Raw genomic sequence first — 23,098 nt, 5'->3', positions numbered from 1 at the left:
ACTCAAGAATGAGGAAAAAAATCAGTCAGAAAAGTCTCACATTAGCAGATCCTACCTACCGCTTACCTAACGTTACGTATATGCTCTCACTCTAAGTAAAGCAACAACGAAAGGCCACATAATGCAAAGCTCATATTCATACCCAATTGGTACCCCAGGCGAAAAATGGGGGGATGAAGAACGCACAGCTTGGCGCAACCAGACTGTTGTAAAGCGTGAGTATCAAGAAGAAGTTGTTCCAAAGATACAAGCATTATCGGACAAGTTTGATATCGAGCAGTACGGCTCACTGAGTTATAACCCACAACGTTTTCCACTGTATTGCATCAAAAGCCGTCAATGGGATAACAACAAACCAACTGTACTGATCACCGGAGGCGTACACGGGTACGAAACCAGTGGTGTTCACGGCGCATTAAAATTTGCCCAGCAGCACATGGAAAACTACACATCACATTTTAACTTTGTTGTTGCCCCCTGCATCAGCCCTTGGGGTTATGAAACGATTAACCGCTGGAATCCACTGGCTATTGATCCAAACCGTTCATTCTACGCGAACTCTCCAGCGGAAGAATCGGCAAATCTAATGACACTAGTTGCAAACCTTGAGCTAGAAGTCTTGGTGCATTTTGATTTACACGAAACAACCGATACTGACGAATCTGAATTTCGTCCAGCGCTAGCAGCACGTGATGGCATTGAATACATCGAGGGAATGATACCGGATGGGTTTTACACCGTTGGCGACAGCGAAAAACCAGTACCAGAGTTTCAAGCAGCTGTTATTGCGTCCGTCAGCAAAGTCACTCACATTGCTCCTGCAGATGAACATGGTGAGATCATCGGGTCTACCGTTGTGCAAACGGGCGTCATCAATTACCCGATGAAGAAGCTCGGACTATGTGGTGGTGTAACAAATTGCCAATTTGGCACCACAACTGAAGTATATCCAGACAGTGATAAAGTCACTGACGAAGAATGCAATGACGCGCAGGTTGCTGCGATCATTGGTGGCTTAGATTTCGTAATAAGCCAACTACAGTAATTTATTTTTGTATTGCTCCGGGGTTTGCCCGGAGTATTTTTTAAACATCGCAATAAATGGGCTAGCTTGGTTATAACCCAATGTTAACGCGACTTCTTTGACCGAGTGCCCTTTACGTAATAGCTCCATTGAATAGAGATAACGTACGCGAAGCCGCCACTCTGTAAAACTCATTCCTAGTTCACTTTGGCAGTGTCTGGCCAACGTTCTTTCTGTAGTATGAACCCGCTCAGCCCACTCCCCTAAGCTCGTATTATCCGTCGGATTTTCCTCTACAGACGCCAGTATTGAAGTCAGGTATTTATTATCTGTGGTGGGTAAGAAGTGATGTTGCGTGTCTCGAGTTGCAATTTGATCAAGCAACACTTGAATTAAACGGCTGTCTTCTTCCGTTTCAGCAACATTGACTTGTCGTTGACGAAAATCATCAATAATCGCTGAAACAATTGGCGTGACATTAATTAAGCTTGTTCGATCAGGAAACTGTTCTGTTAGATGATGCGCGATATTCAAAGAACAATAAGAGAGCGGTTTACGGTTAAAACTCGTGTGCATTACACCAGCTGGTACCCATATCGCTAGATGAGGCGGTGCTAAAAATCGCGTTCCTTCTGCTTCCATTTCCAGTATCCCACCGCTAATCAACTGAACTTGTCCCCAAGGATGGCTATGCACCCTCGTCTCCGTATTGGACAAAAAGGCTTCAAAATTCATAAATACATCCGATGGTGCCTTATCAATTGATAAAGAAGGATGCACGTGTTTTGCTAACTTCCTCAAACTTTGTCTTCCTATCGCGCGCAATGTCTTAATGGAGATATCTGCAATAATACAGACCTGAGACACTATATTCCAGTACACATAATGCGATAGGGCTCACATGATTTATTTTCTTCCTTTACTCACCGTTTTCATTTGGGGTGGTAACTCTATCGTGAACAAACTTGCCGCATCGGCCATTGAACCCAGCGCAATGAGTTTCTATCGTTGGGCAGTAGCTATGGCGGTACTGACGCCTTTTTGCTTGCCAAAAGTGGTCAAGAACTGGGCGACAATTCAACCGTACCTAAGTAAACTCGCTTTCCTCGCAATGTTGGGGATGGTGTTAAACCAGTCGCTAGGTTATTACGCTGGCTTAACAACTACCGCTTCCAATATGTCGCTGATTACTTCATTGGTCCCTCTTTTGAGTGTATTTTTAAGCTTACCATTACTCGGAAAACCGATATCTCCACTGAGTGTCGTCGGCGGTATTCTTTCTCTTGCTGGCTTGGCCTACATGCTGGGTAAAGGTGATCCGGCATTTTTCCTCAATCAAGAAATCACGCAAGGTGACGGTTTAATGGTGATTGCAGCTTCTGTATACGCGGCGTATTGCGTTCTATTGAAGCGCTGGAAAATGCCACTTTCAAACTGGACATTGATCTACATGCAAGGGCTTTTTGCTGTAGCGATGCTTACTCCACTTTGGCTTAGCAGCGATCAGTTGTTACCGACAAAGTCGTCTCTACCATTAATCGCTTATGCATCGCTTGCTGCATCAGTACTTGCCCCTTGGATGTGGGTTAAAGCAATTGACGTGATTGGTGCAGACTCCAGTGCGATGTTCATGAATTTATTACCCGTTGTTGCGGTAACCCTCGCCGCCACATTGTTAGGTGAGACAGTCCACAGTTATCATTTATTTGGTGGGTTGATGGTGATCACAGGTGTGATACTGTCACAGATCAAAATCTCCAACCGTGTCACATCTACCGTCAAAAACATTAATCATGTTTAACCTGACGCACCACTTTCCAGACGTTGTGAGCTATAACTATTGGTATAAATAGAAAAATATCAACGTCTGGCTAGACCTCACCCCATTATGAGGAGGTCAAATGCTTACATTAGAGCATATAGAAGATATCTACGTGAATAACCAGTTCACGTTGCATGAGTTCGTTCTAAATCAAATAGGCTCCTATGTATTTGTCAAAAATGTGAATGGCGAATATTTGTATGCAAATCAATTAACTCTAAAGCTCTTCGATACTTCGCTCGAAGAGCTCATTGGCAAAACCGATCATGATTTTTTCGAAGCTGAGCTAATTGAGGATATTCTCTACAGTGATCGTATGGTCTATGAAACAAAAGAGACCTTTGTCAATGAGGAGCACACTAAGGCTAAGGCAGACGGTAAAGTCACTGTCTATCGTGCAATTAAAAGTCCAATTATTTGCAGTAGCTCCGGAGAAGTTATCGGGCTTATTGGCGTGTCGGTCGATATAACAGACATGGTCATGCTACGAGAACAACTCAATGAGCTTGCTCATACTGACGATCTAACCCAACTCTACAATCGACGGAAAATGTGGCGGACGTTTTCTGCCGAATTTGATATTTCCAAAACCAACCAATATCCCCTTTGCTGTATTTCAATCGATATCGATAATTTTAAGCGGGTTAACGACACCTATGGTCACGATAATGGAGACAGGGTGATAAAAGCACTTGCTGATTTAGCAAAACAGCACATTCGTCAGCGAGACGCTTGTGGGCGGATTGGCGGCGAAGAATTTCTTGTCGTACTCCATCAAACCACATTAGATCACGCTTTTAAAGTTGCCGAACGTCTACGTATTGCATTTAATTCTATTTCTTTTTTTGACGACGAAGCACGTTTTAGCATCAGTTGCGGAATTACTGAGATTTACGATACAGATACTGACTTTTTTGACGTTTATCGACGCTCAGATCGTGCATTGTACAAGGCGAAACGTGCAGGTCGAAATAAAAGCATCTCTATTCCTGAAATTGCATAACCTGACCAAATATATGATTTTATTTGCTATTTCTTTGAGTATTCTGATATAAGTGCCGTATGTCACACGGCCATTATCACGAATGAAAGAAATCCTCCGACTTATTGAAGAGCATAAAGTGGTCAATACTGCTGAAGAACTAGAGACGGTTCTGAGCAAACTGAACCATATTCTGGAAAACGAGTTTTTCCTACTCGGGTTATCTCTTGATCCAATGCTCAAAGAAGGCCGGACGATTATCATAGATAACTATCCAAACGAATGGCGTAAACAATATGACGAAGCTGGGTTCATGTATATTGACCCTATCGTCAAATACAGCATGAATAATGCCCTTCCTGTGTTCTGGGATAGCATTCGCGAAAGAGACAATTCTGGAAAAGTGTTGTTCGAAGAAGCTCGAATTAGCGGTTTGAAAGCCGGAATAAGCATTCCAATCCACGGTTTAAAAGGTGAATTTGGAATGCTTAGTTTTGCCACCTCAGACACTAAGTCATTTACTGCCAATAATGATAACCTAGTGCTCTCACAACTTGTGGTTCCCTTGATCACCCAAAATATAGAACGTATTACTCAAACCATTGACCATCTCAAGCCCAGCGTGGCATTAACAAACCGTGAGATTCAATGCTTATCATGGGCCGCAGAAGGCAAAAGTGCCTGGGAAATCGCAACAATTTTGGGTTGCTCAGAACGTACAGCTAAATTCCACATCAGTAATGCCTGCCAAAAACTAGGCGCTACCAATCGCTATCAAGCCATCACAAAAGCGATTCTTGGTGGTTACATCGATCCTCAGCTTTAACTCTGTAAACCAACACTGTCTCGGTATGTACGATTCATTGGGATATGAAGCGCAACTGAGCGTGTATCACCAAGAACATGGACTTGTTGATCACCTATACGTTGGTTCGGAATCCCCATTCGCGTGATCAGTTTTTCAATCGCCACTGAGGTCACTGTTACATACGACTCAATATCGTTTTGCTTGGCGTAACGATAAAGAGCTTGGAACATAGTCATTGTCACATTACTAACGCCTCCAAGTTGTTTCGAATGATCTTTATCAACGGCGAAGCGACTCAACTCAAATATACGTTTACCTTTTGGGGCTTGCTGCTCCCCAAGCAATACAGAAAACGTATTTTTTAGCATGTACCGGGTCGTTGTAGGCAAAACGCGCCAACAGCCGATCACCTGTCCCCCATCACCTTTGATATAGATATAGCTTGCTTTATCGACATCGTATTCATCACGCTCTAACTCGGACTCCGTTTCTACATCCCAATTTAATCGTTGGGCAAAGACTTTGTACCGAAGTGACAACAAAGCGTGAAAATCTGACTGTGAGATATTGATAAAGTTATTTGCATGTACAGAAATAGACATATTGACTTCTCCTATTGGTTAAAAGGAGAAGTAACTTATTGTATCAAGCCTGAGATAAAAAACCTGTTCGATCGGACAGTTATATGTGACTACTGTTTGGTTTATCATTAACACCTGACGTATAACTAACCGTCAGTTGGCCCGGCATAACCACTCAAAAGCAAATAATACAAATGCCACATGTAAAGCCTTCACGCTAATGCGGAAGGCTTTATTTTTGGAAAAATAGAAGGCCCGTCATTGACGAGCCTTATAAAAAACCGCTGCCGTTTATTCAACTAATCACATCAATATCTGTTTCAGGTACACAACAACAAGCCAATGCAACACCACTGTTACGCTCGTGATCTTGCAATGCAGGAACATCTGGCTGGTGAACTTTTCCCGACTCAACAACGACTTTACACACCCCACATAAGCCTGCGCGGCAACTGTTAGCAATGGCAACCCCATTCAGCTCTGCCTGTTCGAGCAGCGACGTCTGATTATTACCAATAAATGTAGCGCCATTAATACTAATGCTCACCTCTTTTAAAGGTTGGACTGTTACTTGCCCCACTCCGAACGCTTCTTGATGGTATTGCTCTTCTGGCAAACCTTTTTTAAGCAGTAAGTTTTTTGCTTTCTGCATAAAACCATCTGGGCCACAAACAAATACTTGTCTCTTCTCTAACCCTTTAATTTGTTTGATGTGTGATAGGCTCAAACGGCCCTTTAATCCGAACCAGTCGATTGGAGCCTGTGTTAACGAGATAAAAAGTTTCAGTCCGGGATGCTGTTGTTGAAGCGATTCCAGTTCATTTCGACAAGGAATATCTTCAACTGAACGACACTGATGATAGAAGACAACATCATCGATTTGGTTATGATCAGCTAAGTAACGTAGCATCGACATCATCGGTGTCACACCACTTCCCGCAGATAACAATAGTAAAGGTTGATTATGAGATTCAGTGAGATGGAAGCTACCATCCGGTGTTTCAGTCGTCAGTACGTCACCCACAGCTAAATGATCATTGATCCAATTCGAAACACGTCCACCATCAACTCGTTTAACTGATATAGCAAGTCGTCCTGGCCGAGAAGGACTGGAAGACAAAGTATAACGGCGAGCAACCGTTTGACCATCAATAACAACTTCAATAGGTAGATGTTGTCCCGGAAGATAATGAGGCATTTCATCATGTTCAGGTTCAAGCCAAAACGTATTGAAATCCCGCGCAATTTCCTCACGTTCAACACAAGTCATTGTGAGCTTCTTAGGCGAAGTATCGGGATAATATTCCTTTTCTTTAAACTCTATCACTTCTACGCTGTCACCAGCCTTGATCATGCCTTCGTTTAGTGCCACAAGGTTTTGTCCAAAAAAGACGCCCCCTCTCTCATTCGCACGGAACTGAGAAAGTATGCTTAATGGTTCTTTGCTCTCTCTGAATTTACCTGTTTCAACATCCACTGTGGTTAAAATGCATCGTTCACACGGTTTAACAGACTCAAACTCGACCTCACCAATGCGTATGCGTTTCCAACTGTCTTCTTCAAATGCCCCCGTCCCCTTAACAACCAGATTGGTTCTAAATTGATCCATAGTATGTTTTTCTGTGCTACGTCGATTCAACTCTTCTAAGGAAGCTTCTGAGATCACTAACATCGGATAACCATCGGCAAAAGTGACGTTGTGACCTAATTTGTCTCGATGACGATTTGACTGTTCTCCGCAAAACAGAAGTTCGACTCTTTGTCCTATGATTCGACTAAACCAATCATCCGCTTCATCTGTAGTGGTATAAGCAGTGAAGTTATCATTCCACACCTGCGCTGGTGCTTCCTGCATTTTTAAGTCTTGGTATCGCACATGAAGGGAGGGATGATTTTGAGCTGTAAACCTCACGCCGTCTGCAACTAGGCATGAGTTTACCGTCACCATTTGCGGATATTTACGTGCGGTCACCATTGATCCGTCCGCAAGCGCTAACATAAAGCGGCGATCAAAAGCCAAACCTTGCTTTTCTACCCATGATGACGAAACAGAAAGCCCTCCAACGGATTTAACCGGAAAAACATTGATTTGGGAAAGTGCTGGTGCCGACATTTTTCTTCCTAATTATTGTTATCGTTGCGTGATGATACTGGCATCACTGTTACATAAGCAACCTTACATAAACGAATGTAATCCATTCATAATCCTAAGAATTGACAATTTGTTTACTTTATAAGTTTGAATATATGTGATGAAAAGCCCATACTGTGCGTCAAAATAATGACAACAAACTATTGACTCGATTATTGAGGTAAATCTAATGAATAAACTAATCATGATCATTCTATGTGTGCTTCTTCCACCTTTAGCAGTGTTCATCGACAAAGGTCTTGGTAAAGACTTCATCATCAACTTAGTTTTAACACTGTTCTTCTTTGTTCCAGGTATGATCCACGCACTGTGGCTAACGCTTAACAAGTAGATTCTTAAATGCTCCTGATTGATTAATCAGAAAAAAGGGATGAAATATAAAAGCGTTTGCTCTATCATCCTGTCGCCTAAGCGTAAGCGTTTGCGTTAACAGTTTTCGCTCTGCTTAGGCTCCAATCAGCAAATTACTCATGGTGGGAGCATTTAATGACACAACTTACGATTACTCGTCCTGACGACTGGCACGTTCATCTACGCGATGGCGATGTACTGACAGACACTGTTCGCGACATCAGCCGATATAATGGCCGCGCGCTTATCATGCCAAACACCGTCCCACCTGTTACCACCACTGAAATGGCCCTTGCCTACCGCGAACGTATTATGGCCGAGAAGCCATCTACTCAGTTTGAACCTTTAATGGCGCTTTACCTGACCGATAACACATCTCCAGACGAAATTCGCAAAGCAAAAGCTTCCGGAAAAGTAGTGGCTGCGAAACTCTACCCAGCGGGTGCAACAACGAACTCTGATTCAGGTGTGACCTCCGCGAAAAACATCTATCACGTATTAGAAGCAATGCAGGAAGTCGGAATGCTTCTGCTGGTTCATGGTGAAGTGACCACACACGATGTTGATATCTTTGACCGTGAGAAAGCTTTCTTAGATAACGTACTTGCCCCTATCGTAAACGATTTTCCTAATCTTAAAATCGTACTTGAACACATCACCACAGCCGACGCTGCAGAATTCGTAAAGAATGCAAATGAGAATGTAGCGGCAACCATTACTGCTCACCACCTGATGTACAACCGTAATCATATGCTCGTGGGCGGGATCAAACCTCATTTTTACTGCTTACCAATTTTGAAGCGCAACACGCATCAAAAAGCTCTGGTCGAAGCCGCGACAAGTGGAAGCAAAAAATTCTTCTTAGGGACAGATTCAGCACCACACGCAAAAGGAATGAAAGAAGCAGCATGTGGGTGCGCGGGGTCATATACTGCTCATGCGGCACTAGAGCTCTATGCAGAAGTATTTGAACAAGAGGGTAAGCTTGAGCTCCTAGAAGCGTTTGCTAGCCATAATGGACCTGATTTTTATGGCGTACCAAGAAACTCAGACACTGTAACATTGACCAAAGAGACTTGGTCAGTTCCTGAAACCATGCCTTTTGGTCAAGATATCGTTGTTCCAATCCGAGCTGGTGAAACTATCAGCTGGACAATCAGCTGATCTGTTTCCTAAGAATACACAAGCCGCCTTTATTTGGCGGCTTTTTAAGACCTTAGTTCTGCGCTCTATTGGTTCTACAAGCCAAGTTCACAACGATCCGCTTTTTTGAGTTTACTGGCTACTAGCTTATAAGATCGCTCACACAATTCATAAACAAGGCTATCTTCAACGTCACCACCAAAATAAATCGTGATCCAGTGTCGTTTATTGGTATGGTACCCAGGAGTGATATCAGCAAACTGAGAAGCCATGATTTCATTGTCTTCTGGCAGGCCTTTAACCGTGACGTATTGCCGCCCTTCTCTTTCCGCCAATATGGCAAACATCTTATCTTTTACTTTAAAGACCAGCGCTTCTGGACCAAATGGATAGCTTCCTTCAGCAGCTGTATAGGTATTTAGATGTGACTCTAGTTGGGCTATATCCATACTTATGTACCTTATCCTTCAAATTGAGCTAACCAATATTTTAACAGCTTGTTGAGTTCTGTTCGCTGAACGCCATTCAAACTTCTGACCAATTCTTGTTGCTTTGCCACATGTTCACAAATTAAAGAATCGATTAATGTAAAGCCCTTTTCAGTTAGAGCAACAGTGACGCTTCTGCGGTCTTCTTGGCTATGTTGCCTTGCGATCAAACCCTTAGCTTCTAACTTGTCGAGTCGATTAGTCATCGCTCCTGATGTAAGCATTAAAGAAGACAATAATTCAGAAGGCGTCAGCGCATAAGGTTCACCACTTCTCCTTAATGTTGCTAATACATCAAACTCCCCCATTTTAAGGTCATATTGACGATGAAGCTCTGAAACCTCTCCTTCAAGATGCTTTGCTAACCGCATCATCCTGCCCATGATTGCCATGGGTTCAGTCTCTAACTCAGGCTTTTCTAATGCCCACTGATTTGTCACTTTTTCTATCGCATCCATTTCGTTCTCTAAATACAATCAGCAATATATTTTGACGTAAAGATACTTTACACCGAACAACATAGCAATTACATTACAGTTATTATCTCTATATAAAGATACTTTATATGAATATACTTTTAGCCATGATCCCCGCTTTCTTTTGGGGTAGCACATACGCTGTTACGAAGTTCACACTTCCAGACTGGCCTCCTATACTACTTGGTGCGTTGCGTGCACTTCCTGCTGGCTTGTTATTACTCATGTTAAAGCCGACGCTACCAAAAAAATCGGAACTCAAGATCTTGTTTGTCCTTGGGGCCGTAAACATTGCGCTATTTTTCAGTTTGATATTTGTTATGGCCATGACTCTGCCTTCTGCCGTCTCGGGTGTTGGTATGGTTTCTGTACCCGTATTTGCGATGCTATTTCACTGGCTATACAGCAAGCAGACACCAAATCTGATCCAAGGATTGAGCGGCCTAGCCCTTATCGCTCTTGCTTATACCTTATTTAATCCAGCATCCATGACATTAAGTGTGTTTGGGTTGATCGCTATGCTTGCAGCAATCATGTGCATTATCGTGGGGAGCACAATCACTAAATCTTTAGGGAGCAAGTTGCATTGGTGGAAGGTTCTAACATGGCAATTGATCTTTGGTGGAGCAATACTCGCCTGCGTTAGCACAGTGCAAGCCTTTATTTCACCAGAACAGTACATCAATACATGGCACAGTTTTAACCAAGTGAATGCACTTGGCCTTGGGTGGGTCATTATTCTTAACACAGTGTTGGGTTATGGCTTGTACGTATGGTTATTACAACGAATGTCTGTGGTCGATTTTACATTTGGCGGCATTGCTAATCCAATCGCTGGAATTGTGTTTGGTCTGGTGTTATTAAACGAGTCATACAACAGCCACCAATATGCGTTAATGCTGGCCATGATTTTGATGTCTTTAACACCTCAGCTTATTGCGGTCATCAAAATGCGCAAAACTACGACGGCTTAACACACAATTTTCTGAAATATCATTATTATCTAACTCCTTAATAAATATAGAAAGATCATTTATTAGCCAATAGTGACTAATATATGTGCGCTCAGTTTAAAAAATTAATACATTAGTTAAGAAATTCGACTTTTTATGGAGCAACAAAAGCCAATATCCGCTAATCTTAAAGATAATTAACGTTGACTGAGCTTTAAAAACGAACTTCATGACAGACGACGACTTCAAAAAATCGACAGCTAACCTAAAGAAAGCCGTCCCACTAATGATGAAAAACCACGTAGCAGCCACGCCCGCAAACTACGCGCTTTGGTATACCTACGTGGACAACGTCATTCCTAAATTAAATAAAGAGATGGACGCCGTTATCGAAGATTACGGTCTTTGCCCTCCTGCAACCTCCAAGCAACTCTACCTTAACCACATCGCTAGTCGCTCAGAAACTGACATCAGCGATCTTAGAGCAAACTTAGAAATCCTACTCGGCGAAGTTTCAAGCTCTATGAATGATACTCTCACAGATACATGCCAATTTTCTGAAATGATCGATAAGAGTTTCACCAGCTTAGAACGGGTTGAAGACGAAGGGATGTCGATCGACGAAGTCATGGCAGTGGTTCGCCAGCTTGTCTCAGAGTCACGCGATATTCGACACTCAACGCGTTTTCTCAACAATCAACTGACGACGGCAAGTGATGAGATATCACGCCTTAAAGAGCAATTAGCAGAAGTCCAAAAAGATGCGTTATTCGACAGCTTGTCTAGCTTATATAATCGAAGAGCTTTTGATGACGACCTATTCACCCTATGCGCAGCAGAACGAAAGGTCAGCCTGATTCTTCTTGATATAGACCATTTCAAGTCATATAACGACAATTATGGTCACTTATTTGGCGACGCGGTGATCAAGGGAATAGCGAAGCGGTTACAGCTTAGCTGTCGCGAAGGCGCCACTGCTTATCGTTATGGCGGTGAGGAGTTCGCAATCATTGTTCCAAATAAATCCCTGCGTATTGCACGCCAGTTTGCAGACTCTCTTCGTCGAACCATTGAGAAACTATCGATAAAAGATCGCAGAACCGGACAACAGGTCGGCAACATCACGGCCAGTTTTGGTGTTTCTGAGCTCCAACCGGGAGACTCTGCCAACGACCTTGTCGATAGAGCAGATAAACTCCTCTACGAAGCCAAAGAGCTTGGACGAAACCGTGTGATGCCACTATAAAAAGAGCCCCTGAGAACAGGGGCTCTTTTTTCATATATGGTTAGTTTTTTCTGGAGTCTTGTTAACCATCAGAATTAATTTGTGAAATTAGCGCCGCAAGCACTTCATCTGCATTATCTGTTGCTATTTGGCAGGTTCCCGCAGCTTTGTGACCTCCTCCGCCAAATTTCAACATCAGTTCGCCAACATTGGTCCGAGAACTACGGTCAAAAATTGATTTCCCTGTAGCAAAGACAATATTCTGCTTTTGAAAGCCCCAAAGCTTATGAATGGAAATATTACACTGAGGAAACAAGGCATAGATAATAAAGCGATTGCCTGCAAAAATAACCTCTTCCCCGGTAAGATCCAGTACCACCAAGTTATCGTAAACTGTACCGCAGCGCAGAATTTGATCTTTAAATTTGTTCTCGTGCTCGCGATACAATTCGATCCGCTCTTTGACATCAGGCAGTTGCAGAATTTCTTCAATGGTATGGTTTTTACAATAATCAATTAAATCCATCATCAAGCTGTAATTAGAAATACGGAATTCACGAAAACGTCCTAAGCCTGTTCTGGCATCCATTAAGAAATTGAGTAAATTCCATCCCGTTGAATCGAGCACTTCATCACGGTTAAACTGTGCGGAATCTCCCTTATCAACCGCTTCCATCATTTCATGCCAATCGGCAGGGAATGTGTCAGTACCACCATAGTATTCCCATACAACACGCGCAGCAGAAGGTGCGTCAGGGTCGATAATATGGTTTTTATGGCCTTCTTTATTACGAAGTAGCTCTGATAAGTGGTGATCAAAAACCATATAGGCCTGAGGAACGTATGGGAGATTGGTGACAATGTCATTTGAGGTGATTTCTATTTTTCCATCTTGCATATCCTTGGGGTGTACAAACTTGATATCCTCTATCAAATCAAGTTGCTTCAACAATACCGCGCAAACGAGACCGTCAAAATCGCTGCGAGTAACCAGACGAAATTTCTTTTCTGACATGCTATACACCCTTTGCTGTACGCCATTCAACTCTAATGGCAGATGGCTCATCTCATCTTTTTGTTTTAGATTTTTCTGCGCTTTCAATCAATAGCACTAACCCTTAGTTTTAATTTTAGTCAGCATCGATCTTTTAACAAACTTAAGACAATGTTTTTTCACCATTCTTCTACAATTCTTATGCTACTAATTGAGCTAAGTCGGAGATTTAAAATGAAAAAAGCTTTTCTGTTTGCAGCAATAGGGGCAGTAACAGTTTTGGCAGGTTGCGCTAACGAGCCAGATGAGTACGAAGTAAAAGATTACACCTCGATGGCTAACCCTGCCGCGGTTTACTGTGTGCAGCAAGGCGGTGAACTTGAGACCGTAACAGAAAACAATGAGCGTACAACGTATTGTGTATTTTCTGAAGACGACAAAATCGAACAGTGGGAATATTACCGTAATAACCACAAGCAAGAAGAACAAACTGAGCAATAATCACACATTAGGTTTTTGCTACGACAAAGGGGCAACGCCCCTTTTGTTTTATCTCCTGACACTCACCTGACATAAATATTACATTTCTCATAAATAATGTGGCATAGATCTCATTTGTTGGCTTAACGGATTAACCAACTAGGAAACAACTACACTGGGTCAAACGCTATGAAATCTAACATTCAGTCCCTGAGTGACAAGCAATGTGACGACCTTACCGTCACCTCCGAGTCGGTAACCGCTACAAGCAAAAAAACACTCTACAAATTCTCCCTGAACGCACTCATCATTGTTGCGATCAGTATCTTGGTAAATATAGCTATTCGAGCTGATTATCTTTACTTTCAGTTATCTCACGGACAAATTTCCGTCACTGAAACCATTCAGTTGATTATGCTTGGTATTACAGCCGTGACATTTGTGAATATAGCCCGTACTCAAAAAGCAGTATCACATGCAGCCTTACTCATCGCAGGTTTTTTTGCTGTTCTTATGATCAGAGAAATGGATGAATGGCTAGATCACGTTTACCATGGCTTTTGGGTCGTTCCCGCTCTAATTACAGCCAGTGCAGCAATTTACTATGCCTACACCGGTGGTCAGCGAACCATCAATGAAATGGCAGCAATTCTTAGAGCTCCATTTATGAACATGCTTGTTGGTGGCGTTGTTTTATTACTAGTCTTTTCACGGTTATACGGCATGGGAAGTTTTTGGAGTGGCGTAATGCAAGATCATTACATCCGCGACGTTAAAAATATCTCAGAAGAAGGTATCGAACTGCTTTGTTACTGCCTCATCGCTCTTAGCGCTATGAAAGCCCGTCGTGCAATCAAGAAGTGCTAACTGATCTCAACCCTCTGCTTTCAGGATCTAATCTCTGATTTAACGTAGTCAAAGTGTGGTGAAAAAGCTTCAATCCACCTTTGACTTCGCTTAAAGGTGTTTTCGATCCTGTGTTGTCGAAAACCGTTAACAGAGCTTGGAATTCTGATCCATATTCACTCTCATACTTCTTTTCCCTCAATAGAGCAATACTGCTGTTGACGGCTTGTCGCACGTTATTTTCAATATCTGGTCCATTGTAGCCAGGTGTAGAATGGATGAGCCCTTCTAAAAAGACTCGGTAAGTCGTCAGCTTTTCTATGTGAAGAAACAGGCCACTCTCTTCGATACTATACGGATAATTCGCCAAGATATGATTTCTTACATCCGGTGAGACATTCACACTTATCGATTTCTTACTACACATCTCAGCAAACACACTAAGCAAACCTTGTTGCTTCATTAGAGACTGAATCTCTAAGATACGTTCAACATGATAGTCACTTGAAGCTAACTTGACTTCAATCATACGTGAGGGAGAAACGTCTATTTGAGTAATGAGTAGGTTTGCCGCATTGCGAAAGTTTTGAATGGTATTGGTCGATCGCTCTTCAACCCAGAGCTTATTACTCGGAAAACTTAGCTTGTTTAACCTACATAGCGTGTCGAAGTAGTCTTTCATTGCAAGGGCTTCACTGACAACCTGCCCATTCCATTGACCACCGCAAAAAATAATCAGTGGTTGGTTTGCTAGGTGCCCATGTATATGTTCAAAAACGGACTCCACACGAGCTTTTCCTTCCCTAGTCAATTTGTTATTCACCAGACGCTTCCCTAATACCAAAACGACGTGATCAAATTCCATAAAAGTGCTTACCTTCACTCTTTAAATCAACCAGCTGCTAGCGTATTGAACAAGAAAAGCTGGTTAAAAGGTTAATTATTTGTTAAATACAGAAATTCCACTAAGGTTTATACTTTTTATTGGAAGTGGTTTTATTTTGTAAGAATGATGCCAGTTGCTAAATCTCAACTAAATCAGGGCAAATGATCAGATAAAAGGATGTAGTTATGCTCTCTATTTTCGACATTTTCAAAGTTGGTGTAGGCCCTTCGAGCTCACACACAAATGGCCCTATGCTTGCTGGCTATCAGTTTACGCAATTATTAAGTGAAACCCTCTCAAAAGTCTATCGCATTCAGGTCGATTTATACGGTTCTCTTTCCTTAACAGGTAAAGGGCACCATACAGACAGAGCGGTTATTCTTGGCTTATTGGGCAACAAACCCGACTCAATAAAAATGACAAGCGCCAAACAAGCACTACATTCTGTACTTACGGACAAAAAACTGCCTCTCGCTGGCGCGCACACCGTCGACTTTGTTGAAGAAAGCGATCTGCTATTTCACAGTGATAATCTGCCATTACATGAAAATGGCATGACCATCACTGCCTATGACCACCTTGGTAGCCAACTCGCATTTGAAACCTACTATTCTGTAGGCGGTGGCTTTATCGCAACAGCGAAAGAACTTGAAAATGATGTGTCTGGCACCACTGTCGACGTCCCCTATCCTTTTCGCTCAGCAGAACAAATGTTACAGCAAGCTGAAGAGCATGGCTTTAGCCTTGGTGGCATGATTTTGCAAAACGAGGCGGTATTCCAACATCAAGATGAAATCGATAGAAAGGCTGAACAAATTTGGAGAGTGATGTCTCTATGCATGCAGAGAGGGTTTGAGACCGAAGGTATTCTTGAAGGTGGACTTAATGTGACAAGGCGTGCCCCTAATTTACTTAAAAAACTGGAAGCAAATGCCGCCATCGAAAACGATCCGATGGAAATTATGGATTGGATAAACCTATTTGCCTTTGCCGTAAGTGAAGAAAACGCGGCTGGTGGACAGGTGGTGACATCGCCGACCAACGGTGCAGCTGGCGTGATCCCTGCCGTATTGATGTATTACCATAGATTTATTAAAGAACTCGATACAAAACAACTAAAGGATTTCCTTGCTGTCGCTGGTGCGATTGGCATTTTATACAAAACCAATGCATCAATCTCTGGTGCTGAAGTGGGTTGCCAAGGTGAAGTTGGTGTGTCGTCTTCCATGGCAGCCGCTGGCCTTACTGCGCTTCGAGGTGGGAGCAATGAACAAGTTTGCATCGCAGCAGAAATTGCAATGGAGCACTCTCTAGGCATGACATGCGACCCAATTGGGGGGCTCGTTCAAGTGCCGTGTATAGAGCGAAATGCCATGGGAGCAATGAAAGCAATTAACGCTTCTAGGATGGCATTAAAACGAACAAGTAAATGTCTAATATCGTTGGATAAGGTGATTGAAACCATGTACCAAACAGGGAAAGACATGAACAAAAAGTACCGCGAGACGTCATTAGGCGGACTTGCTGTTATCCACCAGGGTCCTCCTTGCGAGTAGGATCAACTCACCAGACTTAAGGAGGCGTTTGCCTCCTTTTTTATTCTCTTCTACTCGTTGCAAACGGTTTCGATCAATCCCATTAGAAAAATAAAGCTTCAGATTAGAATAAATCGTGCATCAAAATCGAATTCTGCGATAATCACGCCAAATATTACATACCAATAATTATATTATTTTTAGTACGTATAACTATATCAAAACAAATTGAGAGATATTTATGTGGAATAAACTCAATAAATCCATGATGTTCTGTCAGGCCATGTTTGGACTTTCCTTCTACGGTGTGATGGTCATATTAACTCGCTTTTTTCTGGAAGATCTTGGCTACACGGAAGCTGATACCATGATGGTTGTCGGAGCTTTCTCTTCGATTGGTCCCTTATTCGCAATCGCTGGCGGCTTTATCGCCGACAAATTTTTGGGTGCTTATCGCTCTTTGACTATTGCTTACGGTACCTTTGCTACAGGCTATACACTCTTAGTGTTGGGAGCATCGTCAACAAACGTCCCAATGAGCTTGGTTGGTATCGCATTAGCGAGCTACGCCCGCGGATTAATGTCCCCTTCCTACCCAAGTTTGTACAAGCGCACTTTTAAGACCGAAGAGGACTTTGAAAATGGCTATCCAGTTAACTATTCTGTTAACAACATTGGTGCGCTGTTAGGCCAATACTTGTTCCCGATGTTTGTACTAGCTATCGGATTTAACGGTAGTTTCGGCTTATCAGCAATCATGGCAGGACTGGCATTTTTCACTCTCGTCTTCTTTAACAAACCACTAGTGAGCATCGGTGCTGATATTGATAAGCAGCCTGTTGGTGCCAAAAATTGGGCTTCATTCCTTGTTCTATCCGCCGCGATGATCGGTCTGGTATTCTTTATGTTCTCGAACATGAATATCGGAAAAAATATCGTCTACGCCATTGGTGCAGCCGCTATTCTTTACTTCATCTCCCTGATGCTTAAGTCCGAAAAAGCTCAAGCACTAAAGATGGGTACGATTTTAATCATGACAGTGCTAACAACGTGTTTCTTTGTGTATTACGGCCAGATGATGACTTCGATGACCATGGTGACCATCAACACAATGCGTGGTGATCTGTTCGGGTTTATTCCAATTGCACCAGAAGCATCGATGGCGATGAACCCGCTTTGGTGCATCGTTGCCGGTCCTGTTATTGCGTTTGTATTTTCATCTTTAGAAAAGCGCGGTATCAACTTTTCAACTGCGACAAAAATCGGCTTCGCATTTATCTTCACCGCCATCGCTTTCGGCATACTAACCATGGCTGTAACTAATGTCGGCGAAGAAGCTATCATTTTGCCTGAAGTTTTCTTATTGATTCACTTCTTCCAAGCCTTCGCTGAAGTCATTGTTGGTAGTTTGGTGGTTGCATTTATCTTATCTGTTGCACCAAAACACATTGAAAACTTTTCAGTAAGCCTGTTCTCTGTGGCGATGGCATTGAGCGGCATTGTTGGCGCGGTATTCTCTACGTCTATCGCTTTAGAAAAAGGCCAACAAGTTACTCAGGAAGTCGTTCAAACAGTTTATGGCGATTATTTCCAATTACTCACTGTACTGGCAGTTGTTATGGTCGCCATCGCATTGGTTTGCTCCTTCATCATTCGTAAAATGCTTGAAAACGCAAAACATCACGAGCAGCCAGAATTAAAAGAAGCCAACGTTTAATTAAGTAATATAAATAACAAAAGCGCCTATTTCGGCGCTTTTTTATTGCTAGCAAAAACTCATTTAATTTCTTTCTCTTGCTCTGTACTCATAATTAACACTGATGACAGGCTGATAAGCAATTTCACCTTCACTAGTTACAATTTCTTTAACTGAGACTGTAGAATTTCTTACTTCAAATGAATTTGGGTCGACTTTATCATTTGCTGAGTAATTCACCGCTTTACTAAGCTCATAAGGTGACTTGTTGTTAATATCCATCAACATGTCACGACCCGCTTCCAATGCAGCATCTTTAGACGCCACGACCTGACCATTCACGCTGTCTGTATTTACTATTTTAGAATAATGCCCACTTAATCCTGCTACTGTCATGGAGCTAAATAGTAATGCAGAGAACAAACTTATTGCCTTAATCATAACTGACTCCTTACTTACCCAAAAGTCGAACTTCCTAAGCTCAACATAATAATGGTACGTAATAAAAGACCAGTTCGTATTAAAAATAATTGCACCACACTGTCTATTATTTTGAAGTAAAAGAAGAATGAAAAACTATAACAATAGTGTGTGTATCATGGCTTATATTATGCAGTTTAAAATAACATGATGAATACCAATAAGTTAGTTTTAATAATTTATGTAGTTAAAATTGTATTCAAAATATTCTTTAGAGTCATTTGTTATATACAATTGAATATATTTTATATCAACAAATGAAATAATGAGGATGTTAAGAGACAAGCACGGCATGTATTGTTGCACACAGCAAAGTTGGCATGAGTTATTCATGCGAAAGTACCAGCCTTGCTTAATGTTCACCTTAGAAAGCATCAAAAGGAGTGTGAGAGAAATAGATTATCAAAAACAATAAATTACTCAGATATAACCACTTCAGCTTCGATACAAATCGCATCATGGCGCCACTGCATGATTTCACAGTCTATAATATTTCCATTTTTGTCTTTGTTAACCCGCTCAATCACCATAGAAGGCGTTCCTAACGTTGCTCTAAGTGAACTAGCCTCATCACCCAATAATGAGCTCGTAGCAATTCGATATTGGCTTTTTACTAGCTCAATACCAAATTGCTCTCGATAAAGAGTGTGGAACGAAGATGTTAAGTCTTGATCGAGTAAATTTGGCAATCCATCACTTCGGATATAGCGCGTTACGTAGGCAACTGGTCTATCATTTAACAAATGCAGACTATCAATACGATAAACATCAGAAAACGGAGGTAGTTGAAGTAATCTGGCCGCCGTTTTATCCGCGATGACACTCTTGGCAACCACAATTTGATTAGAAGGCGTTCGTCCCTGTTGTTTGGCAATATCGACAAAACCATCAGCATTTAAAGGGTTATATTTAAGCGGTGGCGGTGAGATAAACCAACCTCGACGATCTTCTCTATACAATCGCCCTTCAGCTTCAAGAAGTGAAAGCGCTTCCCTCAAAGTCACTCGTGTGGTGTCAAACGACTCAGCTAGTTTGCGCTCGGACGGCAATTTTTGCCCTGCCGCTAGCATCCCCGCCTCTATTTGCTCTTCGATTGATTCTTTGATTTTTATGTATTGCACGAATCGTCCTTTACCGTAACCCATCACACTAAACAGCCTGATACTAGCGCATAAGAGCCTCTAAAACATCATGTTATTATACGAGACCTTTTAATTTCGCTAAGCCATAAGCTGCAACGGTAACAACATCTTTAATTTCACCATCGATCATCATTTGTTCAAATTCGTCGAGTGTAAATGATTGGGTAATTAAGTCCTCTTCTTCAGAATCCAGTTGGTTGCCTACACCATGAAGCTGAGTTGCAAAATAGACGTGACATGTTTGGTTGAGGAAACCATAAGCAATAAACTGCGGACCAACATATTCCATGACTTGTGCTTCTAACCCAGTCTCCTCTCTCAGTTCACCTTTGGCTAATGCTAAATGATCCGCATCAGGGTTCGACTCCCATCCACCTTGAGGTAGCTCCCAACAACGCTGACCTACGGTGTACCGATATTGCTGCACTAAATGAACGCTTCCCTTGTCGACAGCTAAAATCGCTGCACAATCTGACTTATCAACAACACCATAAATTCCTTCGGCGCCGCTGGGTCTTAGTATTTTATCCTCTCTTACGGTCATCCATTTGTTTTGATAAACGACTTTACTGTCTAGTTGCTTAATTTTCATGCTTTTGGTTTCGAGTAATACATTAGCAATAAGGATATAAATTTTATCCTGTTAGATCTAAGACATTTGAGGCATAAAAAGAAAGCTCATTTAATTTGCATATCACATCTACTGACATGTTCTGACAAAGCCGTGATTTATTCTCTACCTCGAATTCATCAGTAATGTCATTAATATAAGGAACAAACTCATGGAAAACGTCATCGAAATTGTTAGCTTCAAAGTGTTAAGTGAAGCTTCTGAAAGTGCGCTATTAGAGGCAACACATGAAAGCCAAGGCTTTGTGGAACAACTGCAGGGGTTTCAATATCGCTCACTAAGTTACAATAATGATACGCATACATGGACTGATGTAGTCTACTGGGATTCTATGTCCGATGCGCTGAGTGCCGGAGAGAAATTTATGGATAGTCCGCAATGCCAGCCTTTAATGGCGCTTATAGATATAGAAACCGTGAATATTCAGCGCCAAGTTATTAAGATGTGTAAATTGGCAGACAGATACGCAACGCCAGCGTAATGTTGCACCAAGGAGCTCTCAACCGAGCTCCTTTTATCATTCCATTAGCCACTTTATTCTCGGGAAAAGACATGAGTAAATCAGAACGTCTGTTCGAACTTCTTACCTTGCTGCGCTCTAAGCGTTATGCAGTAACGGCAGCAGAACTGGCAGAAAAAATGGAAGTGAGTGAACGAACAATTTACCGTGATATTCAATCTTTAATATGTTCTGGTGTACCCATTCAAGGTGAAGCGGGTGTTGGTTACATGCTTCAGGCTGGCTCTCACCTCCCTCCACTTATGTTTAACGAACAAGAAATGATGGCCCTTGAACTTGGCATGAGAATGGTCAGAGCTTGGTCTGATAGTGAACTAGCCAAAGCCTCTGAAACAGCCTCGGCTAAGATACTTTCGGTACTTCCAGATAAACTCAAACAACAAGTGGAAAACTTCCCGCTTATTGTGCCAGACCTTTACACTCATTCGGTCTCCGCGCACCATTGCCAAATGTTGAGACACGCCACAGATGCGAAATTAAAAATCGAAATTAATTATCAAGCCGAAGATGGGCAGAAAACTCATCGTACGTTGCAACCGCTTGGCCAAATCTTTTGGGGTAAGGTCTGGACACTAGTCGCTTGGTGTGAGTTACGAAAGGACTACCGTCATTTCCGCTTAGACAGAATAGAAAAGCTGATAGTTCTCGATGAGTTATTTGAAACCAATAAACACAAATCTCTCGAACACTATATTGCCATGTATGCTCCTCGAGATTGAGGAGCGTACCGTCATCCAAGTAATCAACGAATGCTTGATATCACACAAGCATCCATCGATACAAATCGACTAAAACGATTAAGCATTAAGAATGGCTTTCAATTCGTGTAAAGAATTCACAATATAATTCGGTTCGATCCCTTCCGCCAAAACTTGTTCTGCATGATTTAGCCAACACGTTTCAATACCAAAATTAATGCCACCTAAAATGTCAGAATGTTGGTTGTCACCGACCATCAATACACGACTCTTGCAAGGATTCCCCATTGTATTCAATGCATGCGTAAAGATACCTGTATCTGGCTTAGCGATCCCGACTTCTTCTGAAATAATAACGTGCTCAAAATAATCAGACATCCCCGTCCTTTCAAGTCTGATCGCTTGCAGTTCAGTAAAACCGTTTGTGATAATACCGAGCTTCGCTTTTCCTTGTAACGAGGTGATCAGCTCTTTTGCACCAGGTAGCAAAGTACAAATGTCAGCCATCGCTTCTAAAAACGCGCTATTGAGTTCTGAGGTCGTGGTTTCCAGTTTATTTGCCCACGATTCAAATCGAGTGTGCTTTAGCTCATCTGCAGTGATGGTTCCATCTTGATAGTCAACCCACAATGGCTTATTAACGGTCTGATATAACTGAAAATCGTCTTTAGTAAACTCAACACCTTTACGCTCAAACATAAGCTGCATACCTTTAAAGGCATCAAAGTGGAACAGCGTCTCGTCGGCATCAAATAAAACCCAATCGTACTTCATTACTTTATCCCTGTTATTTATTGCGATTAGTTTAAACGCTTCTCACCGCTCATAGCTACCTAAAAAAGAGTTCAGTGATCTATCACCCAAATCCCAAAGCTCACCACTCTAAGCGAAAGGCAATATGACCTGAAGCACATCGTTTATTTGGCATATCGCTAGGATAACCAGTACTACGTACTAAACAGGAGCTGTTATGAAACATTTTCTCCCATCTAGCGTTATGCTGACTCCTTTTGTTGTCAAATACTATCCAGAGCCGGATGAAGAAATTGCCGACACCGATGAAGTAAACGAGGTAAAATCTGAACATAGAGAAGACGATAAATCAGAGTAAGTTGATTCCACTCTCTGGGGTTTGTTCTATCTTTTACAGACTAACGCTTGTTGACCTTAACGGGATAAGGAAAC

General features: G+C 42.1%; 26 protein-coding genes. 15 read left to right on the top strand and 11 right to left on the bottom strand.

All coding sequences use genetic code 11. The features are described 5' to 3' along the window. The first annotated feature begins 121 nt into the window (after window positions 1-121). Complete coding sequence (locus ACQEXS_RS06585) at window positions 122-1,045, top strand: M14 family metallopeptidase (RefSeq protein WP_427013241.1); 924 nt, start codon at window positions 122-124, stop codon at window positions 1,043-1,045. On the opposite strand, the gene ACQEXS_RS06580 is transcribed toward ACQEXS_RS06585, so the two are convergent. Continuing rightward, entirely contained in the window at window positions 1,037-1,825 is a 789-nt protein-coding gene (locus ACQEXS_RS06580) for an AraC family transcriptional regulator (RefSeq protein WP_427013240.1), read from the bottom strand. The two genes, ACQEXS_RS06585 and ACQEXS_RS06580, sit on opposite strands and share 9 nt — an antisense overlap. A 100-nt stretch (window positions 1,826-1,925) precedes the next feature. Here ACQEXS_RS06580 and ACQEXS_RS06575 point away from each other — a divergent pair, with 100 nt between their 5' ends. The 3 genes from ACQEXS_RS06575 (at window position 1,926) to ACQEXS_RS06565 (ending at window position 4,654) form a co-directional block, all read left to right on the top strand. Continuing rightward, entirely contained in the window at window positions 1,926-2,825 is a 900-nt protein-coding gene (locus ACQEXS_RS06575; RefSeq protein WP_427013239.1) for a DMT family transporter, read from the top strand. 100 nt (window positions 2,826-2,925) lie between these two features. Further along, the gene (locus ACQEXS_RS06570; protein ID WP_427013238.1) at window positions 2,926-3,849 is read left to right on the top strand and encodes a sensor domain-containing diguanylate cyclase; all 924 of its coding nucleotides are present in this window, start codon (window positions 2,926-2,928) and stop codon (window positions 3,847-3,849) included. Window positions 3,850-3,931: 82 nt separating this feature from the next. After that, the gene (locus tag ACQEXS_RS06565; RefSeq protein ID WP_367989708.1) at window positions 3,932-4,654 is read left to right on the top strand and encodes a helix-turn-helix transcriptional regulator; all 723 of its coding nucleotides are present in this window, start codon (window positions 3,932-3,934) and stop codon (window positions 4,652-4,654) included. Here ACQEXS_RS06565 and ACQEXS_RS06560 read toward each other — a convergent pair. Together ACQEXS_RS06560 and ACQEXS_RS06555 are read right to left on the bottom strand one after the other, a co-directional pair. After that, the gene (locus ACQEXS_RS06560; protein WP_427009667.1) at window positions 4,651-5,238 is read right to left on the bottom strand and encodes an acyl-homoserine-lactone synthase; all 588 of its coding nucleotides are present in this window, start codon (window positions 5,236-5,238) and stop codon (window positions 4,651-4,653) included. The two genes, ACQEXS_RS06565 and ACQEXS_RS06560, sit on opposite strands and share 4 nt — an antisense overlap. Before the next feature lie 274 nt (window positions 5,239-5,512). Beyond that, entirely contained in the window at window positions 5,513-7,330 is a 1,818-nt protein-coding gene (locus ACQEXS_RS06555; RefSeq protein ID WP_427013237.1) for an MOSC N-terminal beta barrel domain-containing protein, read from the bottom strand. A 208-nt stretch (window positions 7,331-7,538) separates the two neighbouring features. Here ACQEXS_RS06555 and ACQEXS_RS06550 point away from each other — a divergent pair, with 208 nt between their 5' ends. Both ACQEXS_RS06550 and pyrC read left to right on the top strand, forming a co-directional pair. After that, window positions 7,539-7,700 (top strand): YqaE/Pmp3 family membrane protein, encoded by a 162-nt coding sequence (locus ACQEXS_RS06550; protein WP_367989705.1) that lies wholly within the window; start codon window positions 7,539-7,541, stop codon window positions 7,698-7,700. Between the two features lie 155 nt (window positions 7,701-7,855). Further along, window positions 7,856-8,884 carry a dihydroorotase gene (pyrC, locus tag ACQEXS_RS06545; protein ID WP_427013236.1) on the top strand — a complete coding sequence of 343 codons (1,029 nt, stop codon included), beginning with the start codon at window positions 7,856-7,858 and terminating at the stop codon, window positions 8,882-8,884. Between the two features lie 74 nt (window positions 8,885-8,958). Here the strand turns inward: pyrC and ACQEXS_RS06540 are convergent, their stop codons facing one another. Both ACQEXS_RS06540 and ACQEXS_RS06535 read right to left on the bottom strand, forming a co-directional pair. Beyond that, complete coding sequence (locus tag ACQEXS_RS06540) at window positions 8,959-9,312, bottom strand: MmcQ/YjbR family DNA-binding protein (protein WP_427013235.1); 354 nt, start codon at window positions 9,310-9,312, stop codon at window positions 8,959-8,961. Between the two features lie 11 nt (window positions 9,313-9,323). Continuing rightward, entirely contained in the window at window positions 9,324-9,809 is a 486-nt protein-coding gene (locus ACQEXS_RS06535; RefSeq protein WP_427013234.1) for a MarR family winged helix-turn-helix transcriptional regulator, read from the bottom strand. A 107-nt stretch (window positions 9,810-9,916) separates the two neighbouring features. Here ACQEXS_RS06535 and ACQEXS_RS06530 point away from each other — a divergent pair, with 107 nt between their 5' ends. After that, on the top strand, window positions 9,917-10,801 hold the full coding sequence (locus ACQEXS_RS06530) for a DMT family transporter (RefSeq protein WP_427013233.1): 885 nt from the start codon (window positions 9,917-9,919) through the stop codon (window positions 10,799-10,801). Window positions 10,802-11,009: 208 nt separating this feature from the next. Further along, window positions 11,010-12,026 (top strand): GGDEF domain-containing protein, encoded by a 1,017-nt coding sequence (locus ACQEXS_RS06525; RefSeq protein WP_367989700.1) that lies wholly within the window; start codon window positions 11,010-11,012, stop codon window positions 12,024-12,026. Between the two features lie 61 nt (window positions 12,027-12,087). Here the strand turns inward: ACQEXS_RS06525 and ACQEXS_RS06520 are convergent, their stop codons facing one another. Continuing rightward, complete coding sequence (locus tag ACQEXS_RS06520) at window positions 12,088-13,020, bottom strand: exopolyphosphatase (RefSeq protein WP_427013232.1); 933 nt, start codon at window positions 13,018-13,020, stop codon at window positions 12,088-12,090. 213 nt (window positions 13,021-13,233) lie between these two features. Between ACQEXS_RS06520 and ACQEXS_RS06515 the strand changes: the two genes are divergently transcribed. Then, window positions 13,234-13,500 (top strand): putative hemolysin, encoded by a 267-nt coding sequence (locus ACQEXS_RS06515; RefSeq protein WP_427013231.1) that lies wholly within the window; start codon window positions 13,234-13,236, stop codon window positions 13,498-13,500. A gap of 168 nt (window positions 13,501-13,668) precedes the next feature. After that, the gene (locus tag ACQEXS_RS06510; RefSeq protein ID WP_427009674.1) at window positions 13,669-14,346 is read left to right on the top strand and encodes a hypothetical protein; all 678 of its coding nucleotides are present in this window, start codon (window positions 13,669-13,671) and stop codon (window positions 14,344-14,346) included. Here ACQEXS_RS06510 and ACQEXS_RS06505 read toward each other — a convergent pair. After that, entirely contained in the window at window positions 14,333-15,190 is an 858-nt protein-coding gene (locus tag ACQEXS_RS06505; RefSeq protein ID WP_427013230.1) for a YdcF family protein, read from the bottom strand. The genes ACQEXS_RS06510 and ACQEXS_RS06505 overlap by 14 nt on opposite strands. A 206-nt stretch (window positions 15,191-15,396) precedes the next feature. On the opposite strand from ACQEXS_RS06505, the gene ACQEXS_RS06500 reads away from it, so the two are divergent. Both ACQEXS_RS06500 and ACQEXS_RS06495 read left to right on the top strand, forming a co-directional pair. Further along, complete coding sequence (locus ACQEXS_RS06500) at window positions 15,397-16,767, top strand: L-serine ammonia-lyase (protein WP_427013229.1); 1,371 nt, start codon at window positions 15,397-15,399, stop codon at window positions 16,765-16,767. Window positions 16,768-16,987: 220 nt separating this feature from the next. Further along, window positions 16,988-18,463 carry a peptide MFS transporter gene (locus ACQEXS_RS06495; protein ID WP_427013228.1) on the top strand — a complete coding sequence of 492 codons (1,476 nt, stop codon included), beginning with the start codon at window positions 16,988-16,990 and terminating at the stop codon, window positions 18,461-18,463. Window positions 18,464-18,526: 63 nt separating this feature from the next. On the opposite strand, the gene ACQEXS_RS06490 is transcribed toward ACQEXS_RS06495, so the two are convergent. The 3 genes from ACQEXS_RS06490 to ACQEXS_RS06480 all read right to left on the bottom strand — a co-directional run bounded on the left by ACQEXS_RS06490 (window position 18,527) and on the right by ACQEXS_RS06480 (window position 20,656). Further along, a complete protein-coding gene (locus tag ACQEXS_RS06490; RefSeq protein ID WP_367989693.1) occupies window positions 18,527-18,883 on the bottom strand; it encodes a DUF3316 domain-containing protein in 357 nt (118 codons plus the stop codon). 455 nt (window positions 18,884-19,338) lie between these two features. Beyond that, on the bottom strand, window positions 19,339-20,043 hold the full coding sequence (locus ACQEXS_RS06485) for a UTRA domain-containing protein (RefSeq protein WP_427013227.1): 705 nt from the start codon (window positions 20,041-20,043) through the stop codon (window positions 19,339-19,341). 76 nt (window positions 20,044-20,119) lie between these two features. Then, window positions 20,120-20,656, bottom strand: coding sequence for an NUDIX domain-containing protein (locus tag ACQEXS_RS06480; protein WP_427013226.1), 537 nt, complete (start codon window positions 20,654-20,656; stop codon window positions 20,120-20,122). Between the two features lie 190 nt (window positions 20,657-20,846). On the opposite strand from ACQEXS_RS06480, the gene ACQEXS_RS06475 reads away from it, so the two are divergent. Together ACQEXS_RS06475 and ACQEXS_RS06470 are read left to right on the top strand one after the other, a co-directional pair. Then, complete coding sequence (locus ACQEXS_RS06475; RefSeq protein ID WP_427013225.1) at window positions 20,847-21,176, top strand: hypothetical protein; 330 nt, start codon at window positions 20,847-20,849, stop codon at window positions 21,174-21,176. A gap of 71 nt (window positions 21,177-21,247) precedes the next feature. After that, a complete protein-coding gene (locus ACQEXS_RS06470; protein ID WP_427013224.1) occupies window positions 21,248-21,934 on the top strand; it encodes a helix-turn-helix transcriptional regulator in 687 nt (228 codons plus the stop codon). Window positions 21,935-22,012: 78 nt separating this feature from the next. On the opposite strand, the gene yjjG is transcribed toward ACQEXS_RS06470, so the two are convergent. Continuing rightward, window positions 22,013-22,687, bottom strand: coding sequence for a pyrimidine 5'-nucleotidase (gene yjjG / locus ACQEXS_RS06465; RefSeq protein WP_427013223.1), 675 nt, complete (start codon window positions 22,685-22,687; stop codon window positions 22,013-22,015). Between the two features lie 196 nt (window positions 22,688-22,883). Here yjjG and ACQEXS_RS06460 point away from each other — a divergent pair, with 196 nt between their 5' ends. Beyond that, complete coding sequence (locus ACQEXS_RS06460; protein WP_367989680.1) at window positions 22,884-23,024, top strand: hypothetical protein; 141 nt, start codon at window positions 22,884-22,886, stop codon at window positions 23,022-23,024. Window positions 23,025-23,098: the final 74 nt, after the last annotated feature.

The organism is Vibrio sp. TRT 17S01, assembly GCF_050113695.1.
GTDB lineage: Bacteria > Pseudomonadota > Gammaproteobacteria > Enterobacterales > Vibrionaceae > Vibrio.
The sequence above is the reverse complement of the archived record's forward strand: the minus strand, read 5'-3'. Positions and strand labels throughout refer to the sequence as shown.

Bases quoted from the DNA above. Each gene is read 5' to 3' on its own strand.
- ACQEXS_RS06525 (WP_367989700.1), top strand. From the start codon at position 11,010: ATGACAGACGACGACTTCAAAAAATCGACAGCTAACCTAAAGAAAGCC.
- yjjG (WP_427013223.1), bottom strand. From the start codon at position 22,687: ATGAAGTACGATTGGGTTTTATTTGATGCCGACGAGACGCTGTTCCAC.
- ACQEXS_RS06505 (WP_427013230.1), bottom strand. From the start codon at position 15,190: ATGGAATTTGATCACGTCGTTTTGGTATTAGGGAAGCGTCTGGTGAAT.
- ACQEXS_RS06560 (WP_427009667.1), bottom strand. From the start codon at position 5,238: ATGTCTATTTCTGTACATGCAAATAACTTTATCAATATCTCACAGTCA.
- ACQEXS_RS06500 (WP_427013229.1), top strand. From the start codon at position 15,397: ATGCTCTCTATTTTCGACATTTTCAAAGTTGGTGTAGGCCCTTCGAGC.
- ACQEXS_RS06565 (WP_367989708.1), top strand. From the start codon at position 3,932: ATGAAAGAAATCCTCCGACTTATTGAAGAGCATAAAGTGGTCAATACT.
- ACQEXS_RS06490 (WP_367989693.1), bottom strand. From the start codon at position 18,883: ATGATTAAGGCAATAAGTTTGTTCTCTGCATTACTATTTAGCTCCATG.
- pyrC (WP_427013236.1), top strand. From the start codon at position 7,856: ATGACACAACTTACGATTACTCGTCCTGACGACTGGCACGTTCATCTA.
- ACQEXS_RS06570 (WP_427013238.1), top strand. From the start codon at position 2,926: ATGCTTACATTAGAGCATATAGAAGATATCTACGTGAATAACCAGTTC.
- ACQEXS_RS06515 (WP_427013231.1), top strand. From the start codon at position 13,234: ATGAAAAAAGCTTTTCTGTTTGCAGCAATAGGGGCAGTAACAGTTTTG.
- ACQEXS_RS06530 (WP_427013233.1), top strand. From the start codon at position 9,917: ATGAATATACTTTTAGCCATGATCCCCGCTTTCTTTTGGGGTAGCACA.
- ACQEXS_RS06470 (WP_427013224.1), top strand. From the start codon at position 21,248: ATGAGTAAATCAGAACGTCTGTTCGAACTTCTTACCTTGCTGCGCTCT.
- ACQEXS_RS06555 (WP_427013237.1), bottom strand. From the start codon at position 7,330: ATGTCGGCACCAGCACTTTCCCAAATCAATGTTTTTCCGGTTAAATCC.
- ACQEXS_RS06535 (WP_427013234.1), bottom strand. From the start codon at position 9,809: ATGGATGCGATAGAAAAAGTGACAAATCAGTGGGCATTAGAAAAGCCT.
- ACQEXS_RS06480 (WP_427013226.1), bottom strand. From the start codon at position 20,656: ATGAAAATTAAGCAACTAGACAGTAAAGTCGTTTATCAAAACAAATGG.
- ACQEXS_RS06460 (WP_367989680.1), top strand. From the start codon at position 22,884: ATGAAACATTTTCTCCCATCTAGCGTTATGCTGACTCCTTTTGTTGTC.
- ACQEXS_RS06475 (WP_427013225.1), top strand. From the start codon at position 20,847: ATGGAAAACGTCATCGAAATTGTTAGCTTCAAAGTGTTAAGTGAAGCT.
- ACQEXS_RS06585 (WP_427013241.1), top strand. From the start codon at position 122: ATGCAAAGCTCATATTCATACCCAATTGGTACCCCAGGCGAAAAATGG.
- ACQEXS_RS06550 (WP_367989705.1), top strand. From the start codon at position 7,539: ATGAATAAACTAATCATGATCATTCTATGTGTGCTTCTTCCACCTTTA.
- ACQEXS_RS06495 (WP_427013228.1), top strand. From the start codon at position 16,988: ATGTGGAATAAACTCAATAAATCCATGATGTTCTGTCAGGCCATGTTT.
- ACQEXS_RS06575 (WP_427013239.1), top strand. From the start codon at position 1,926: ATGATTTATTTTCTTCCTTTACTCACCGTTTTCATTTGGGGTGGTAAC.
- ACQEXS_RS06540 (WP_427013235.1), bottom strand. From the start codon at position 9,312: ATGGATATAGCCCAACTAGAGTCACATCTAAATACCTATACAGCTGCT.
- ACQEXS_RS06520 (WP_427013232.1), bottom strand. From the start codon at position 13,020: ATGTCAGAAAAGAAATTTCGTCTGGTTACTCGCAGCGATTTTGACGGT.
- ACQEXS_RS06510 (WP_427009674.1), top strand. From the start codon at position 13,669: ATGAAATCTAACATTCAGTCCCTGAGTGACAAGCAATGTGACGACCTT.